Genomic DNA, 16,526 nt, shown 5'->3' with positions numbered 1-16,526 from the left:
AATGTGCCGAAGTCGCATTTTCGCCCTAAAGCTTTGCGTGTTTTGGCCGCTATCACTAGCCAAGCGGCAATCCGCCAAGAATCGCAAAAAAAAACAATTGAAAAAAGTCAACATATTTTTCTAAAGTCTTTGCGGCTCATCCCGTTAATGGACTCAACGGCGGTTGCCTTACACTCACCGGGCAAGGCGAACCAAAGTTAGGCCGAACGCTTATGTCTTGAACGGAATGAAGGAGAACCAAAATGGCTGCCACAATCAACACCAATGCGATGTCGCTGAATGCGCAACGCAATCTGTCCGCATCCCAGGCAGGCCTGTCCAAGGCCGTTCAACGCCTGTCCTCTGGCCTGCGCATCAACAGCGCAGCAGATGACGCCGCCGGTCTGGCCATCGCCGACCGCATGAACGCCCAAGCCAAGGGCTTTGACGTTGCGATCCGCAACGCCAACGATGGCATCTCCATGGCACAAACCGCTGAAAGCGCGATGCAGGCCATCACCGACAACCTGCAGCGGATGCGCGAACTGGCGGTTCAGGCCTCCAATGGCACCTACACCAGCGGCGATCGCGCCAGCCTGGATCTCGAATTCCAGCAGTTGAACCAGGAAATTGCCCGCGTCGTGGGTGGCACTACCTTCAATGGCCAGAGTGTGCTGACTTCGGCGGTAAGCTTTTCGTTCCAAGTTGGCGCAGGCACGGCCAGCACTGACTCGATCTCTGTAACTAGCGGTCAAGTTGGCTTGTCTAGCGCCTCTTTTGGATCGACAACAGCAGGGGCGATTATTGCCTCGGTAGGTGCATCAGGTGCCGTTACCGCTGCATCCATTGGCGGGAGTGGCTCAACAAATGCCCAAGCCGCCATTGCGTCACTCGATGCCGCGCTTGACACCCTGAACACTGCCCGCGCCAACTGGGGTGCCGTGCAAAACCGTTTCGCGTCGGTCGTGCAGACCCTGCAAGTCGCCTCCGAAAACGCCAAGTCGTCCCGCGGCCGCATCATGGATGCCGACTTTGCCCAGGAAACTGCCAACATGACCCGCGGCCAGATCCTGCAACAAGCTGGCACTGCCATGGTGGCCCAGGCCAACAGCATGCCCAACAACGTGCTGTCGCTCCTGCGCTAACGCACCTAGAGTTGTTCGCCGCAGCAGGCGCCGCGCCATAAAAGGCACGGCGCAATCTGCACAATTAGGAGATCATCATGAGCATTCAACCCGTCGGACCCGGCGCAGCGCAGCAGTATTCGCCGCCGGCACGGCCAGCCAGCAGCGTTGGCGGCACCCGTCAGGCCGATGCTGCAACTCCTAGCGACGACCCCAAGGCAGTGAAGACCGCCAATCAGGTAGAGCAAACCGGAAGCACGCCACTGACGCCTGAGCAGTTGGCCCAGGCAGTCACGCAAATCCAGGACGTCATCAAGCAGACGGCGCAGAGTCTGCAGTTCTCGATCGACGAGGACACAGGCTCCACCGTGGTGAAGGTCGTCGATACGGAGTCCAAAAAGGTTCTCCGCCAGATTCCGTCAGAAGAAGTCCTGGCTATAGCCAAGGCCCTCGATAAACTGCAGGGCCTGCTCGTCAGGCAAAAAGTCTAGCCTGTGCACGAGCATGCGGACCACCAACCCACCCCCCAGGTGGGTTTTTTTCTGGAAGGAACCCTGGCCGGCTGGCACGGTCCATGCTGATCAAATGCAGTCACGCTGACGCGCTCAAGTTTCCGGCGCATCAGCCGTAATCGCAAACAGCAGGAACATAGCTTCACGGGGGCGCATCATGGCAACCATTTCATCTGCAGGTATCGGCTCCGGACTTAATGTCGAGTCCCTGGTCACCGGCCTGATGTCGATCGAGCGACAACCACTCTCGCAACTGCAGAAGCAGCAGAGCAGCTATCAGTCCAAGATTTCCGCCATTGGTACGCTGAAGAGTGCCCTTTCGTCCCTGCAGACGGCGGCAAAGGCGCTCACCCCCTCCGCCGGCCAGACGGCAACGGCATCTTTTTCCGCCTACAAGGCAACCTTTGCCGATTCCACGATCGCATCGGCAACAACCAGCAATTCGGCCGTTGCCGGCACCTACTCCATTGACGTCACGTCACTGGCGACCAATCAGCGTCTGGCCCTGAACACGACTTACGCCGCCGGCGCACGCGCGCTGACCTTCGGTGCGGACAGCTCACGCACGCTGACCATTAGCCTGGCATCCGGCTCCACGTCCACGATCAACCTGGACAGCAGCCAGAACACCCTTGCCGCCGTTCGCGACGCTATCAACAATGCCAATGCGGGCGCCAGCGCGACCATCGTCACTGACACAACCGGCAAGCAGAATCTGCTGCTGACGGCAACAACTGGTGGTACAGCCAACAAGGTCACCCTTGGCGGCACGGCGACGTTTGTCGATCCAGCCAATTACGTCGATGAAAACAATCCGGGCACGCCCATCGCAGCTGGCAGCGCCTTTACGCAGACCCAGGCGGCAACCGATGCCGTCGTCAAGATCCAGGGCGTCTCGATTGCGACCAGCGGCAATACCATCGCGAATGCGCTCGATGGTATCAACCTCACCGTCAGCAAGACCGGCTCCACGACCCTGACGGTCAGCCGAGACACCTCCGATCTGAAAGACAAGCTGAATACCTTCGTGACGGCGTACAACAACCTGAACTCGTCGATCAAGAGCCTCGGAGCCTACGACGCGACGACCAAGACCGCTGCCGTCCTGAATGGAGACACCTCACTGCGGACCATTCAGTCCCAGGTACGTGCGGCCCTGACCGGGACTCCCGCGAGCCTGTCGAGCAACGCCTACAAGACCCTGAGCTCCCTCGGCATCTCCTTCCAGAGCGATGGCAGCCTGACGGTCGACAGCACGAAATTCGACAAGGCCGCCAACACCGACTTCTCCGCCGTAGCAACCGCGATTGGCGCCTACGGCAGTGCGCTGAAGACAACGACCACTGATCTGCTGGGCACCGGAGGGGTCATCTCCAGTCGCACCGATGGCCTGACCGCCAGCACCAAGAGCATTAGTAAACAGATCGACGCGCTCAACAATCGGCTGACCATCATTGAGCAGACCTATCGGGCCCAGTTCACCGCCCTTGATACGACGATGGCAAGCATGAACACGACGAGCACCTACCTCACACAACAGCTCGCGCTGCTGAGCAAATAAGCCGTAAGATCAACCCAAACGGAGAACACAATGTCGTTCGGCCTCGCCTCCCGTCGTGCCGCTGCCGCCTACAGCGAAGTCGGCTTCGAAACCGGGGTTTCCACCGCCGATCCGCATAAGCTGATCCTGATGCTTTTCGAAGGCGCCCTGCTGCAGATCGGTACTGCGACAGCTGCGCTTGAGTCCAACAATGTCCCCGCCAAGGGCAAGGCAATATCCCACGCCATCGAGATAATCGGCAACGGCCTCAAGGTCAGTCTCGATTACGAAGCGGGAGGCGATCTCGCCGAGCGCCTTGGCGCCCTGTATGACTACATGTTGCAACGACTCATCTATGCCAACCTGCACAACAGCAAGCCGGCTCTCGACGAAGTCGCGAAACTGCTTTCCGAACTGAAAGGCGCCTGGGAAGAAATCGGCACGTCCGACCAGGCCAACCGCTAAGACTGCCGGAGATATCTGCATGAGCTCCCTTGCCCTGCTGGAACAAATGAGCACCTACTCGACCGAGATGGTCGATGCGGCCCGTGCCAACGACTGGGATCGCCTTTCCCGCCTCGAGAAGCAGGTTGCCTCCCTGCGCGACCGTCTTGGCGTCGAAGAGGCCCTTGCTTTTCCGGGACGCCAGAAGCGCATGTCCGAGGACGAGCGGCAGAAGAAGATGGCACTCATCCGCCGCATCCTGGACGATGACAAGGAAGTGCGCGTCCATACCGAGCCCTGGATGGACAACGTGCGTCAGCTGCTGTCCGGCGGCACGCGCGAACGGAACGTGCGCAAGGCCTACGGCGAGCCCGACCAGAGCTAAACGCCCGGGCAGGCAGGTGGTCTCACCATGATTCCCGGCGACCTCGCCTCCCGCTTGCGGATGCTCACCGAAGCGAGTTTTTTTTCCGGCGAGCCCACCGTTGCCCCGACAGCCCGTGTCAGGGCCGTCACCTCCATCCTGCCCGACTTCACGCCAGGGCAGCGCATCACCGCCACGCTCCAGGCCATCGCGCAGGACAACACCTATCACGCCCGGATCGACGGCCGTGAGGTCATCCTGTCGCTCCCGCAATCAGTGAAGGCGGGCGACACCCTCGAACTGATCGTCAGCAAGGTCACACCACAGGCCGTGATGGCCACCCTGGCCCAGCCCGGCGGCGAGACGCCCCCCCTTCCAAGTCAGGCAGCCCTCAGCCAGACCGGCAAGCTGATCAGCTTCCTGCTGACCGGCCAACCGTCAGTCCCCAGCGCCAGCCTCAACGGCGGTCAGCCCCTGCTGCCGACAGCTCCGCAGACGCAGGCTGCAGCGAGCCAGCTGGCCGGCCAGTTAGGCACAGCCGTCACCGAGAGCGGCCTGTTCTACGAAGCCCACCAGGCCCGCTGGTTGTCCGGTCAACTGGACACCGCTGCCCTGCGCCGAGAGCCCCAGGGCAGCATGCCCGCCACGCCCCAGATGCCCACAACCGCGCCCCAGCCCAGCAATACTCCAGCCGGTGCGCTTTCGGCCGAGATTCAGACCCGCCTTTTATCCGGCGGGGAAGGCGGCGTCGGCAGCACCACTGAAAGCACTGGCAACGCCCTCCTGTCTGGTGGAAAAACCGACAATACGGCACCAATCGCCGAGAAACTGCTGCCTATCGTGCATCAGCAACTGGACACCCTCGCCACCCATCAGGCCGTGTGGCAAGGGCAGATCTGGCCGGGGCAGATGATGGAATGGGAGATCGAGGATCCGTCCGCCGACGAACGGGGGGCACATGACGGTGAAGAGGAGCCCGAACCTTACTGGAACTCGACCCTGCGCCTGACGCTGCCGAGCCTCGGCGGTATCGAGGCCCGCCTGCACCTGACTCCGGCGGGTATTGCCGTGCGCCTGCTCGCCGATGACAACGCGACCCGTGAGGCCCTGCAATTGGGCGAACCCCGCCTTGCCGACGCACTGGCCGCTGCCAATGTGCCACTCACCGGGTTGGTGGCCGAGCTCAGGAGCACGCCGTGAACCGCCCCGAAGCACCGTTGGAAGTCCGCGCCGAAGCCGTCGCGCTGGCTTACAACGCCAATGCCTCGGCACCAACGGTAGTGGCCAAGGGTCGTGGCTTGATTGCCGCGGAGATCATTGCCCGGGCCAAGGAAGCCGGGGTCTATGTACACGAATCCCCGGAATTGGTCGCGCTGCTTATGCAGGTGGACCTGGACGCCCGGATCCCACCCGAGCTCTACGTCGCGGTGGCCGAACTGCTGGCCTGGCTGTACAGCCTGGAACAGGGGGCCCAAAAGGCAGCGGCCCCGTTCCCCGGGGCCGCACAAACGGTACAGCGCTGAGCCGCCTCAGGATTTGGGCGGAACGTAGCCACCGATCTGATCGGCACCACCACCGAAGAAATAGCGCTCCATCTGTTCGGCCAGGTACTTGCGCGCACGCGCATCCATCAGGTTCAGGCGGTTCTCATTGATCAGCATGGTCTGGTGCTTGACCCACTGCTGCCAGCCTTCCTTGGAGACATTCTCGAAGACCTTCTTGCCGAGCTCGCCGGGGATCGGCGGCAGATCCAGACCTTCGGCCTCACGGCCGAGCTTCACACAGTTGACCATCCGTGCCATGTTTCTTCACCTCTTGAATTGGGATTCCGGGGCAGCACCGCTGCTGCCCATGGGGTAGCAAGATTCTAGCCCGCCACGTCGGGGGGATCCAGTCGCGCCTCATCACTTTCCGCAAACGCCCAGCCATTGCCGCCACGGGCCTTGGCCGCATACATCGCCCGATCGGCCGCCCCGATCAAGGACTCACCATCATGTCCGCAGCCTGAACTGATGGCAATGCCGATGCTGGCGGTCACGCCAACCGTTGCCGTACCGAAGTCGAAGCGTAGGGCCGCGATGCAGGTACACACCCGGCGCGCCAGCTCGGAAAGTTCCGTCGGCGTGCCAGAGGGCACCAGAATCGCAAACTCGTCACCGCCCATCCGGAAGAACATCTCATTGCGGCGCACTACTGCCACCACCGCATTGGCCAGGCCGATCAACACCCGATCACCCGCCTGATGACCGAAATTGTCGTTGACCGGCTTGAAACCATCCAGATCGATGGACAGCAGACCTACATCCTCGCCGTGGCGGCAGCCATCCGCCAGCATGCGCTCAAGCTCTTCATGGAAGCGCCGTCGGTTGAAGATGTTGGTCAGCGGATCGCGCTCGGCGAGGCGCATCAACTGACCCGCCACCTTGCGCTGCTCGGTCACATCCTCGAAGACCCAGATCCGGCCAATCGAGCGGGCGCCATCCGGGCCGGGCACCACGCGAGAAAAATCGGTCACGATTCGTCCGTCGGGGAAGGCAATCTCGAAGGGCTCGCTCGGCTCGCGGCAGCTCAAGACCTCGGCGACATGCCGCTGATAAGCATCGGGGTCGGCGACCCGCTCCATCACGTGCTGCTGCAGCACCACATCGCGCACGCCAACGAAGCTCTCCGCCGCGCTCAAATCCCAAATGTCGTAAAGCGCCCGGTTGCAGTACACCACTCGTCGATCCGCATCCATGAACAGAATGCCAACCCGCACCACGTCCAGCAGTGCCGACAGGCGGGAACGCTCCTCGTTGCTGCGGCGGAGGTAGTGCTCGGACAGGGCCTGGGCCCGGCGCAACGCAGCAACCGATTCGAGCAGCTTGTACTCGGCCTCCTTGCGCGCCTGGATATCGCTCAGCGTCGCCCGCATACCCAACAGTTGACCGGCTTCATCATGAATCGGCTGCCAGCGGGCGAGAACCCACAGCGTCGTCCCTGCCTTTGTCAGCAGCCGCAATTCAAACTCCACGACGGTCCCGCTCTGCAAGGCCAACGCGACCTGATCACGGCAGTAACGGCGATCCCGGTCATAGACGAGCAGATCGATGAAATCTCCGGCAAGAACCTCATGGACACTGTGGCCCGTGGCGCGCTCGATCGCCCCATTGATCCAGAACAGGGTGCCATCCGCGTTGATCCAGCCCTCTATACCGCGATCGGCCGCCGCGGCTTCCAGGAAATACCGTGTTCCGCCATGGCGTGGTGTCGGCAAGCCGGCCTCTTCCATATCGGCGGAGGCCTGCCTGGCATCACCGCCCATCTCGCTCCCGGGCAAGTCATGCTCCTCGGGACGCGGCAGACGCTGGCTCCGCAGGATCAGATAAGCCCCCGCCAGCCCGGCCATCGTCGCCAGTCCCGCCGTCAGCGTCACCACCGGCGACTCCATGCCTGGCGGTAGTGCTGCGTGGGCAGGCAGGCATGTCAGACCCGGCACGAGCGCAAGCCAGCCCCACCTCGGTCGACGGCCCCGGGCGGAAGGCACTTGAAACTTGAACCGGGGTCTCGACCGCATCCTCACAAAGCCTTCATGAAAACCTTGGAGCGCCGGCTGACGTCGTACATCTCGAGTTTCTGTCGTGGTAACTCGGCCGGTGGTACTTCACGGAAGCCCCGCTCCCGGAACCAATCGGCGGTACGGGTCGTCAGCACGAACAGGCGCTCCACGCCGAGGGCTCGGGAACGGACCTCGATGCGACGCAGCAGCATTTCGCCCAAGCCGGCCCGCCGGTGTTCCGGCACCACCGCCACGCAGGCCATTTCCGCCGCGCGCTCATCCATGAAGGGATACAGCGCCGCACACCCCACCAGCACGCCGTCGTACTCGACGACCGTAAAGCGCTCGATCTCCTGCTCCAGCCGTTCGCGACTACGCCGCACCAGCGTGCCGTCGGCCTCCATCGGCGCGATCACGCTGCCCAGCGCTCCCACGTCCTCGATGGTCGCCTCACGCAGGCGGAACAGCGGGTCGCGGGTCAGCACGGTACCCACGCCCTGGGGCGTGAAGAACTCCAGCAGCAGGCCGCCGTCCTTGTCCCGGTCGATCAGGTGTGCCCGACCGACCCCCTTGCGCACCGCGCGGATCGCGCAGGGCAGGTACAGGTCGAGATCCTCGGTCAGCCCTTCACCGGCGTTCAGCATCGCCTCCGCATCGTCGGCAGTGATGGCCTCGATGAGCCCGCCCTTCGCATCGAGCAGGCCGGGCGCATCGCACAGGTAGATCAGCTTCTCGGCCTTGAGGGCGATGGCCACCGCCTCAGCCACCGCCTCCATGCTCATGTTGAAGATCTCGCCGGCCGGCGACACGCCGAGGGACGACATCAACACCACGTTCTGCTGGTCCAAGTCGGCGGCGATCTCTTCGGCGATCACCTTGCGTACCGCACCGGTGAAGCCGTAATCCACACCATCGACAACGCCAACCGGTTTGGCGGTGAGGAAGTTGCCGCCGGTCACACGCATATAGCTGCCGGCCATCGGAGTGTTCGGCAAGCCCTGGGAAAGCTGCGCCTCGACCTCCAGCCGCGTCACCGCCACCGCCGCCTTCACGCACTCCAGCGCTGCCGCGTCGGTGACACGCAAGCCCTTGTGATAGCGCGGCGTCAGGCCGCGCCGAAGCAGTTCGGCCTCGATCTGCGGACGCGCACCATGCACCAGCACCAGCCTAACGCCCAGCGCCGCCAGCAGATTGCAGTCATAGGCCAGCTTCTCGACCAGATGGGCACCCGCCACCTCGCCGCCGAAACCCAACACGAAAGTCTTGCCACGGAAGGCGTGGATATAGGGTGCAGCAGCCCGTACCCAGGCAACAAAACGCTGGGACAACTGCTCGGCACGCTCGGCGACAGGAGCGGTAACAGACGAATTCACAGGCACTTCCAGACCATCGGGGTTAAACGACGCAATATTTTATTTTGCACTTCTTTCATTTCTGCAGTGCCAGCTCCAGTTTGTCCACCAGGGTCTGCAGCACTTTTACCCTAGCGTAATATTTATTGTCCGCTTCGACCAGTGTCCAGTTCGCAGTTTCCGTGCTTGTGCGATCGATCATGTCGCATACGGCGGGCTCGTAGAGCGGCCACTTCTCGCGGTTGCGCCAGTCTTCTTCGGTCAGCTTGTAGCGCTTGAAGGACTGTTCCTCTCGGGCCTTGAAACGCCGCAATTGCTCCTCATCGCTGATCGACAGCCAGAACTTGACGACGATTGCTCCCGCCGACACGAGCTGGTCCTCGAAATCATTAATCTCTGCGTAGGCGCGCATCCAGTCCGCCTCCGAGCAGAAGCCCTCGACCCGCTCCACCAGCACCCGGCCGTACCAGGAGCGATCGAAGATCGCCACCCGGCCCTGCCGGGGCAGGCGGCGCCAGAAGCGCCACAGGTAAGGCTGCGCACGCTCTTCCTCGCTGGGTGCGGCGATCGGGGTGATGTGGTACTGGCGCGTATCCAGGGCCTGGGTGACGCGCCGGATCGCCCCGCCCTTGCCCGCAGCGTCCATGCCTTCGAACACCAGCACCAGGCTGCGGTTCGCAAAAGCCTCGCTGCGCACAGCCAGCGCAAGGCGCCCCTGCAACCGTTCGAGCTGCTTGTCGTAGTCCTTTTTGTCCAGCGGCTGGTTGAGTACCAGCGCATTCAGCAGGTTGCGCTCATCCACCGACGAAGCCAGCGGCGCCGCCGTCTGGCGGGTCCGATAGCCGCGCGCGACATGATCGCAACGGCGGCGCAAGCCCTCCAGCAGGGTCCGCCCGACCTGCACCGCACGGTATTGCGGATCCGAACCATCCACGATCACCCACGGCGCGATGCCGGTACTGGTCTGGCGCAACACATGCTCCGCCACGTCCTTGTAGCGGTCGTATTCCTCGTAGACCTCCCGGTCCGCATCCCTCACCCGCCAGCGGGTTTCCGGATTCGCCTCCAGCGCCTTAAGGCGCTTCTTCTGTGCCTGCTTGGACAGATGGAACCAGAACTTGATCAACAACACGCCCTCGGCCGCCAGCATCGCCTCGAACCGATTGAACTCGGCCAGTTGCTGGTCGAGGCGCGCCTTCTTGATGCGCCCGAAGGCCCGGTCGCCGATGGCTTCGGAATACCAGTTGCCGAACAGCACGCCAATCTTGCCCCGCGGCGGCAGGGCACGCCAGAAGCGCCACAGGAAGGGGCGCTCACGCTCCTCATCGGTCGGCTTGTCGAAGGCATGCACCTCGATGTGGCGCGGGTCCATCCACTCGTTGAGGATATTGACCGTCTCGCCACGTCCGGCACCGTCGATCCCGTTGATCAGGATCACCGCGGCAAACCCCTTGCTCTCGAGCAGTTCGAACTGCACGTCCAGCAGGTCGGTACGCAGCTGAGGTTCGATCTGCTCGTAATCGGCCTTCGACAGCCGGTGGCCAAGCTCGGCGGATTCAAACATTGCCTTCTCCCGGGAAGTCGCCCCAAAGGGTCTGCAGGGCAGCCAGCGCCGCCAGGCCGGCGGTTTCAGTACGGAAGACCCGGGGGCCAAGCGCCAGCGGCTCGCAAGCGGCCCGTTCGGCCAGGGTCAACTCCCCCGGCGACCAACCGCCTTCCGGGCCGATCAGCACATGCAGCGGCCCCGAAGGACGGGACTTGCGGGCCAGCGCGCCCGCTGCGCCCGGCGCCAGGATCAGCCGGGTTCCCTCCACCGCCTGTGCCAGATACTTGTTGAGGGGCAGTATCTCGGCGATCTTCGGCACGCGGTTGCGCCCGGACTGTTCGCAGGCCGACACCGCCACCTGCTGCCAGTGGGCCACCCGCTTGGCTGCCCGCTCACCGGACAGCTTCAGCACTGAACGCTCGGCCGCCACCGGTTGCACTGCCACCGCGCCCAGCTCCACCGCTTTCTGCACGATCCAGTCCATCTTGTCGCCACTTGCCAACGCCTGCACCAGCGTGATTGCCAGCGGCGATTCCCGCTCCACCTCCAGACGCGGGCCAAGGCGGGCCAACGGCTGTTTGCCCAGGGCCTGCAGGGTCGCGGCGCATTCGCCACCTCGACCGTCGAAGAGCACGATTTCATCGCCGACAGCCAGCCGCAACACGCGCTCGGCGTGGTGGGCAACGTCGGCAGGCAGGGGCATATCGCTGTCGGGAGCGAGCCCGTCAGGGCAGAAGAAGCGCGGATTCATCATGCTATTATCCGCAAAACCGCGTGTTTAAACGGGATTGAAACAAAATGCCGATCCGTCTCACCACGCTTCCGATCATCGCCCTGCCCCCATCCTGGGGCAGCCGCACCTTCACCGTCCAACGGGCCGCCCGATGACCACCAGTGCCCAACGCCTCGAACTCGCCCGCTCCCTCGCCGAACTGGTGCGCCAGATGGCCCGCGAGACCATCCTGCCCCGCTACCTGCGTGCCGTGCGCGAGCACAAGGCCGACGGCAGCGTGCTCACTGAAGCCGACCTGGCCTCCCAGGCGGCCCTCGTCGAGCGCCTGCCGCAGCTCATCCCGGCCCCAGTGCTCGGCGAGGAAATGACCGCCGAGGAGCAGGGCCGCGTGTGGCAAGCCGGCATGGACGGCCTGTGGGTCATCGACCCGATCGACGGTACCACCAACTTCGCCAACGGCATCCCCTTCTTCGGCGTGGCGGTGGCCTACCTGGTCAATCACAAGACCCAGCTCGGCGTGGTTTACAACCCGGTCACTGACGAGGCCTTCTATGCCGGCCGCGGGGCTGGCGCCTGGCTCAACGACGTGTCGCTGCCCCTGCGCAGCCCGACCACCCGCCTGAAGGATGCGGTGGCCGGGGTGGACTTCAAGCGCATCAGCCATCACCTCGGCGACGAGCTGGCCGTCCGCCCCCCGTACTACTCCCAGCGCAACTTCGGCTCCAGCGCCCTCGAATGGTGCTACGTGGCCGCCGGCCGCCTGGACGTCTATATCCACGGCGGCCAGATGCTATGGGACTACGCGGCCGGCCGCCTGATCCTCGAGGAGGCCGGTGGCTGCTACAGCACCCTCGGAGGTACGCCGCTGACCGCAGGCCCAGCCATCAAGCGCTCCGTAATCGCCGCGGCCAGCCCCGCCCTGTTCGACCAGTGGCGGGTCTGGCTCAACACCCACTCCTGAGCCGCATTCGGGCCTCCGTCAAAAAGGCCCGATTTTTGCTGCAACACCGCGACACCCGGCTTTACACCGGAAGTTGAGCGCTTTTGGCACAGGCCATGCCACCGTGCCCTGTGCCAAAACCATTCACTTTCGAGAGCAACCCCATGTCCATGAAGCACCCGATCATCGTGGTAACCGGCTCGTCAGGCGCCGGCACCACCACGGTGAAGCACACCTTCGAAGGCATCTTCTGGCGGGAAAAGGTCAATGCCGCGGTTATCGAGGGCGACAGCTTCCACCGCTACACGCGAGAGGAGATCCGCGACCTCATCATCGAGGCTGAAAGCCAGGGCCGGCGCGGCATCAGCCACTTTGGCCCGGAAGCCAACCTGCTCGAGGAACTGGAGCAACTGTTCCGAACCTACGGCGAATCCGGCGGCGGAAAACGACGCTTCTATCTGCACAGCGCCGAGGAAGCCACCCGCCGCGGCCTCAAGATGGGCGACTTCACGCCTTGGGAAGAACTGCCGCCGGACACCGACTGTCTGTTCTACGAAGGCCTGCATGGCGCGGTGATCACCGACAAGGTCAACACCTGCCGGCACGCGGACCTGCTGATAGGCGTCGTTCCAATCACCAACCTGGAGTGGATACAAAAGATCCACCGGGACACCAAGACCCGCGGCTACTCGCTGGAAGCCGTGCAGGAAACCATCCTGCGCCGCATGCACGACTACGTGCATTACATCGTGCCGCAGTTCTCCCACACCCACATCAACTTCCAGCGGGTGCCGATGGTCGACACCTCCAATCCCTTCATCGCCCGCGACATCCCGACCGCCGACGAATCAATGGTGATCATCCGCTTCCGCGATCCACGCGGGGTGGACTTCCCCTACCTGCTGCGCATGATCCACGACAGCTTCATGTCCCGCGCCAACACCATCGTGGTGCCGGGCGGCAAGCTGGACCTGGCGATGCAGCTGATCCTCACGCCGCTGATCTGGAAACTGATGGAACGCCGCCGCCAGTGGGTGTGAGCTGAAAGAGTCCGCGGGCGAATCAATTCGCCCCCACGAAATGGGCGGGACTGGTTGGCGGATGAATTCGCCAACCACGGCAGAGCATCTGGGCAAGACAGCAGCGTGCGCGCCTGATCAGCGGGTAGGCTCGGCCAACCCCCTCCTCAATGGGCGGCGGCCGCAATGCTCTGGCCGGCTTCGGTCTTAAGGTCGTCGCGGAACTCCCCTTCCCAGGCCTCACCGGAGGCCCAGGTCAGGCGGCCGCGGCCATGCTTCTTGCCAAGGTGCCAGGCACCGTCGTAGCGGTTGCCGTTCTTCCAGGCATAGCTGCCCTGCCCCTGGAAGAGACCGCGGACGAAATCGCCGGTATAGCGATCCCCCGAGGCGAAGATCAGCGTGCCCCGGCCAGCCGGTTCGCCGTCCGCCACTGCCCCTTCATAGCGATTGCCGCCCGGGAACTGGATAGTGCCGTAACCAACCGCCCGGTCGTCGGCCCAGTCACCTTCGTACCACTGGCCGCCGACCCAATTGAAGCGCCCCTTGCCCTGGCGCCGACCGTCTACCAGCGTGCCGCTGAAGCGCTCGCCATTGGCCCACTCGACGGTGCCCGTGCCGCTCACGACGCCGCTCTTGGGATCCATCGTGAAATGCCCCTTGTAGGTGGTATCACCGGCCACCAGCGTGGTTTCGGCCGGCGCCTCCTTGCGAACGCCAGCTTGCGGTGCATCGGCCACCTTGGCGACAGGCGCCGCAACAGCGGGTGCCAGCGCAGTCGTCTCGACAGCCGTCCTGACCACCTCCCTGGCAACCGGAAGCACCGTAGCCGCGCTCGGCGTCACCGCTGTCGCGGTCGCCGCCACGGAAGTCTTGACCGCAACCGGCTCGACGACCGAAGCCGGTCGGCGAGTCCCGTACAAGGCCTGCGCATTGGCCGGCAGTGGCGTACCCCGCTCGCGGGCGAGCGCATCCGCATTGCTGCGGGCCAGGTTCTGCGGATTGCCACGGCACTGAGTCGACGCATCGCGCCAGGCCACCTCGGCCCTCATCGACAACTGATCCTTCTCTGTCGCCGACACACCGTTACCAGCGCCCTTCACGCGCTGGCTCAGATCGGTGGCGCCATCCCACAGCGGGCCGCAGAACTCGGCGTTGTGCGCATCGATCTGGGTCTGCTCCACCTTGCGCTGGGCCTGCTGCTGCCGGGTGCCGGAACACTTGTCGGCGGCCCCTTCCCAGGCCATCACTGCCTTGCCGTAGAGCATCGCGGCATCGTCCCAGCGCTTGTCCCGCCACGCCCCCTTGGCGTAATCGATGAGCGCCGAGGCGTTCTTCCAGGCGGCATCGCAGGCCGGCCCCGAGCTCAGCAACTCGGCGTTCGCGGTGCGCACCTTGACCGTGGCGGCCAGGCTCTTGTCGGCTTTCTCCCGATGGGGTGACTGGCACACCGCCACCGCCTCCCGCCAGGTGGTTTCGGCCTCGGCGAGCAGGCGCTCGACTTCCGCCGGATCGCCTTTGTCCGACTTGGCCGCGGCAGCACGAAGATCCAGGTCCAGTGCCTTGTCGAAACGCGGCAAGCATTCACCCTGATGGCTGATGGCTGCCTCGACCAGCTTCAGCTCGCTGGTGGCCCGATCCCCTTGCCGGTTGGCCTGCGTGGCCAACGTCGGACAGGCTGTCGCCACCTTCAGAAATTCGCCACTGGCACTACGCAGTTGCTGCTGCGCCTCCTTCCAACGCTTGGCGGATGCGGCCTGGTGGCCCTGCTCGAAATGTGCCTCGGCCTCCTGCAACAGCACGGGGCAATCGGCCGCCACGCCAACCGACGCCTCGGGCATACCGCCAGACGCCTCCGGCATGGCCTGCTGGGCCCCCACGCTCCCAGCCATGGCAAACAGGCACGCCAGCAGCCCCCGACTATGCATCGTGTTCATCAACTCAATCTCCACCCGATTCCAAAGGCATTCTCAGCATCGCATCGATCAGCCCGCCATGCACCGCTCCGGCCGCCAGCGGGGCATCGTCACTGGCCATTTGCAGGGCCATCTGACCGCTCTCCTCCGAAGCGCTCTGCAGATCGTCGAGCTTCAGCGCAAACACGTCCAGGGACTCGCCTTTCAGCACCGCCGCCAGCATTTCTTCCCGCTGGGTCTGGCGAGCCAGGGCGGCATAACGCTGGAGGCGATCTTCATCGAAGACGAAGGGATTGCTGATCGTGTTGGCATCCAGGAGCTTCTGATGCAGCGTCGCACCGGCCAGCGGGTCCCCGCCGAGCTTGCCGATGCGGTCGTAGGCCCAGCGGTCCGCATCGTCGAAAGCTGTTGTCGCCACCCACGACAGGCTGGACACCGACATGCCGACCCGCGCCATGAAGCTGTCCCGCAACACACTGCCGAGCTGGCGCCCCGCCGACTTGGCGATCTCCTCGCCCACTTTCTGCGCGTATTCCTTGCCAGCCTGCTCGGCGATGCTGCGGGCCGCCTCCTGCAGGGCCTGCTTCGCGATGGCTTCGCCCGCCGACTTGGCCGCCGCAGCAGCTGCAGCCTGCGCCGCCTGATCGACCGCCACCTTGGCGGCCTGCGCCGCCGCATTGAGACCGGTGGCCAGCGTGGCGATCTCGAACAGCGTCGACACGATCTCCTTGGTGTAATGGTAAGTCTTCATCCGCGCCCCGCCCTCCTCGGACAGCCCCTGGGTCCACAGCACCATCCACAGCGCCTCATCTGGACTGATCTGGGGGCTGAACACCGTCAGCGGATAGATGCTCATCAACCAGTGGTAATCCTGGTAGGTCGGCGTGACCGGCGGCGCCAGGCGCGCATAGCCACGGCACACCTGCAGGGGCTTGATCATCACGATCTTGCCCGCGGCCGTCTTGACCGGAAAGGGCTTGCCGCCGTCGCGCAGTTCAGCCAGCTCGGCCAGCATCTTGTTGGCATCCCGACGGCTGTAGCCCTTTAGCTCGACCAGCTTGTCACCGACCTGCAAGCCCGAGTCCGGTGCAGCACCGACGATGGTGAGACGCTCGTCCACCTGCAGCGCCCGCACCCAGGCCACGCGGTCGTCCTCGTCCCATTCATAGCTGGTCGCTACGCTGAACGGCAACTCCCACTGGTGGCTGCAGTCCGGATCCTTCAATGCCGCCGAACGCACGATGGCCGGCCGCAAGGCACGTTCGCCATGGCCGAGCAGACGCAGATTGGCGAGCAGGGTCTCGTTCACCTTGCGGCCATCATCGACGGTGTACTTGACCGAGCTGCAGCCGCTCAGGGTCAGCGCCACCCACGACAGGGCGGCCACGGCAAGGAGGCGCAAGGACATCGACGGGACGAATGTAAGCAAATGTAGAGCCCTGATTATGCCGTAGTTTTCGCGACGTCGCGCCCCTTGCCCCGGATCGCACTTATCCCCCCGCAAGGCTACCCAAGTACCCGG

16 protein-coding genes are annotated in these 16,526 nt (G+C 63.9%); 9 read left to right on the top strand and 7 right to left on the bottom strand.

The window, feature by feature from the left end; all coding sequences use genetic code 11:
- Positions 1–242 precede the first annotated feature (242 nt).
- The 7 genes from ACE3RX_RS02595 to ACE3RX_RS02565 all read left to right on the top strand — a co-directional run bounded on the left by ACE3RX_RS02595 (position 243) and on the right by ACE3RX_RS02565 (position 5,486).
- Positions 243–1,124 carry a flagellin gene (locus ACE3RX_RS02595; protein ID WP_374480012.1) on the top strand — a complete coding sequence of 294 codons (882 nt, stop codon included), beginning with the start codon at positions 243–245 and terminating at the stop codon, positions 1,122–1,124.
- Positions 1,125–1,201: 77 nt separating this feature from the next.
- On the top strand, positions 1,202–1,594 hold the full coding sequence (locus tag ACE3RX_RS02590) for a flagellar protein FlaG (protein WP_374480010.1): 393 nt from the start codon (positions 1,202–1,204) through the stop codon (positions 1,592–1,594).
- 178 nt (positions 1,595–1,772) lie between these two features.
- Positions 1,773–3,176, top strand: coding sequence for a flagellar filament capping protein FliD (gene fliD, locus ACE3RX_RS02585; RefSeq protein ID WP_374480008.1), 1,404 nt, complete (start codon positions 1,773–1,775; stop codon positions 3,174–3,176).
- 30 nt (positions 3,177–3,206) lie between these two features.
- On the top strand, positions 3,207–3,620 hold the full coding sequence (gene fliS, locus ACE3RX_RS02580) for a flagellar export chaperone FliS (protein ID WP_374480006.1): 414 nt from the start codon (positions 3,207–3,209) through the stop codon (positions 3,618–3,620).
- A gap of 19 nt (positions 3,621–3,639) precedes the next feature.
- Positions 3,640–3,984 carry a flagellar protein FliT gene (locus ACE3RX_RS02575; RefSeq protein ID WP_374480004.1) on the top strand — a complete coding sequence of 115 codons (345 nt, stop codon included), beginning with the start codon at positions 3,640–3,642 and terminating at the stop codon, positions 3,982–3,984.
- Positions 3,985–4,011: 27 nt separating this feature from the next.
- On the top strand, positions 4,012–5,163 hold the full coding sequence (locus ACE3RX_RS02570) for a flagellar hook-length control protein FliK (protein ID WP_374480002.1): 1,152 nt from the start codon (positions 4,012–4,014) through the stop codon (positions 5,161–5,163).
- Positions 5,160–5,486 (top strand): EscU/YscU/HrcU family type III secretion system export apparatus switch protein, encoded by a 327-nt coding sequence (locus ACE3RX_RS02565; protein WP_374480000.1) that lies wholly within the window; start codon positions 5,160–5,162, stop codon positions 5,484–5,486. Before ACE3RX_RS02570 ends, ACE3RX_RS02565 begins: the two co-directional genes overlap by 4 nt.
- A gap of 6 nt (positions 5,487–5,492) precedes the next feature.
- Here ACE3RX_RS02565 and ACE3RX_RS02560 read toward each other — a convergent pair whose 3' ends face one another.
- The 5 genes from ACE3RX_RS02560 to ACE3RX_RS02540 form a co-directional block, all read right to left on the bottom strand.
- Entirely contained in the window at positions 5,493–5,765 is a 273-nt protein-coding gene (locus tag ACE3RX_RS02560; RefSeq protein WP_374479998.1) for an oxidative damage protection protein, read from the bottom strand.
- A gap of 65 nt (positions 5,766–5,830) precedes the next feature.
- On the bottom strand, positions 5,831–7,441 hold the full coding sequence (locus tag ACE3RX_RS02555) for a diguanylate cyclase domain-containing protein (protein ID WP_374479996.1): 1,611 nt from the start codon (positions 7,439–7,441) through the stop codon (positions 5,831–5,833).
- A gap of 80 nt (positions 7,442–7,521) precedes the next feature.
- Positions 7,522–8,874, bottom strand: a complete 1,353-nt coding sequence (gene argA, locus ACE3RX_RS02550) for an amino-acid N-acetyltransferase (RefSeq protein ID WP_374479994.1) — start codon at positions 8,872–8,874, stop codon at positions 7,522–7,524.
- A 55-nt stretch (positions 8,875–8,929) separates the two neighbouring features.
- Positions 8,930–10,417: a polyphosphate:AMP phosphotransferase gene (gene pap / locus ACE3RX_RS02545; protein WP_374479992.1), complete on the bottom strand. Its 1,488-nt coding sequence runs from the start codon at positions 10,415–10,417 to the stop codon at positions 8,930–8,932.
- A complete protein-coding gene (locus ACE3RX_RS02540) occupies positions 10,410–11,150 on the bottom strand; it encodes a 16S rRNA (uracil(1498)-N(3))-methyltransferase (RefSeq protein WP_374480292.1) in 741 nt (246 codons plus the stop codon). The genes pap and ACE3RX_RS02540 overlap by 8 nt, the downstream gene beginning before the upstream one ends.
- Before the next feature lie 133 nt (positions 11,151–11,283).
- Between ACE3RX_RS02540 and ACE3RX_RS02535 the strand changes: the two genes are divergently transcribed.
- Positions 11,284–12,093 (top strand): inositol monophosphatase, encoded by an 810-nt coding sequence (locus ACE3RX_RS02535; RefSeq protein ID WP_374479990.1) that lies wholly within the window; start codon positions 11,284–11,286, stop codon positions 12,091–12,093.
- Positions 12,094–12,236: 143 nt separating this feature from the next.
- A complete protein-coding gene (locus ACE3RX_RS02530; protein ID WP_374479988.1) occupies positions 12,237–13,112 on the top strand; it encodes a phosphoribulokinase in 876 nt (291 codons plus the stop codon).
- 146 nt (positions 13,113–13,258) lie between these two features.
- Here ACE3RX_RS02530 and ACE3RX_RS02525 read toward each other — a convergent pair whose 3' ends face one another.
- On the bottom strand, positions 13,259–15,025 hold the full coding sequence (locus ACE3RX_RS02525; RefSeq protein WP_374479986.1) for an MORN repeat-containing protein: 1,767 nt from the start codon (positions 15,023–15,025) through the stop codon (positions 13,259–13,261).
- Between the two features lie 4 nt (positions 15,026–15,029).
- The gene (locus tag ACE3RX_RS02520) at positions 15,030–16,412 is read right to left on the bottom strand and encodes a hypothetical protein (protein ID WP_374479984.1); all 1,383 of its coding nucleotides are present in this window, start codon (positions 16,410–16,412) and stop codon (positions 15,030–15,032) included.
- Positions 16,413–16,526: the final 114 nt, after the last annotated feature.

The organism is Zoogloea sp., assembly GCF_041914405.1.
GTDB lineage: Bacteria > Pseudomonadota > Gammaproteobacteria > Burkholderiales > Rhodocyclaceae > Zoogloea.
Note: the sequence above shows the minus strand (reverse complement) of the source record. Positions and strands in the feature narration are given on the sequence as shown.

Coding starts and splice junctions, on each gene's coding strand:
- ACE3RX_RS02560 (WP_374479998.1), bottom strand. CDS start 5,765: ATGGCACGGATGGTCAACTGTGTGAAGCTCGGCCGTGAGGCCGAAGGT.
- ACE3RX_RS02530 (WP_374479988.1), top strand. CDS start 12,237: ATGTCCATGAAGCACCCGATCATCGTGGTAACCGGCTCGTCAGGCGCC.
- ACE3RX_RS02520 (WP_374479984.1), bottom strand. CDS start 16,412: ATGTCCTTGCGCCTCCTTGCCGTGGCCGCCCTGTCGTGGGTGGCGCTG.
- ACE3RX_RS02540 (WP_374480292.1), bottom strand. CDS start 11,150: ATGAATCCGCGCTTCTTCTGCCCTGACGGGCTCGCTCCCGACAGCGAT.
- ACE3RX_RS02590 (WP_374480010.1), top strand. CDS start 1,202: ATGAGCATTCAACCCGTCGGACCCGGCGCAGCGCAGCAGTATTCGCCG.
- pap (WP_374479992.1), bottom strand. CDS start 10,417: ATGTTTGAATCCGCCGAGCTTGGCCACCGGCTGTCGAAGGCCGATTAC.
- ACE3RX_RS02535 (WP_374479990.1), top strand. CDS start 11,284: ATGACCACCAGTGCCCAACGCCTCGAACTCGCCCGCTCCCTCGCCGAA.
- ACE3RX_RS02570 (WP_374480002.1), top strand. CDS start 4,012: ATGATTCCCGGCGACCTCGCCTCCCGCTTGCGGATGCTCACCGAAGCG.
- ACE3RX_RS02575 (WP_374480004.1), top strand. CDS start 3,640: ATGAGCTCCCTTGCCCTGCTGGAACAAATGAGCACCTACTCGACCGAG.
- ACE3RX_RS02525 (WP_374479986.1), bottom strand. CDS start 15,025: ATGAACACGATGCATAGTCGGGGGCTGCTGGCGTGCCTGTTTGCCATG.
- fliD (WP_374480008.1), top strand. CDS start 1,773: ATGGCAACCATTTCATCTGCAGGTATCGGCTCCGGACTTAATGTCGAG.
- ACE3RX_RS02595 (WP_374480012.1), top strand. CDS start 243: ATGGCTGCCACAATCAACACCAATGCGATGTCGCTGAATGCGCAACGC.
- fliS (WP_374480006.1), top strand. CDS start 3,207: ATGTCGTTCGGCCTCGCCTCCCGTCGTGCCGCTGCCGCCTACAGCGAA.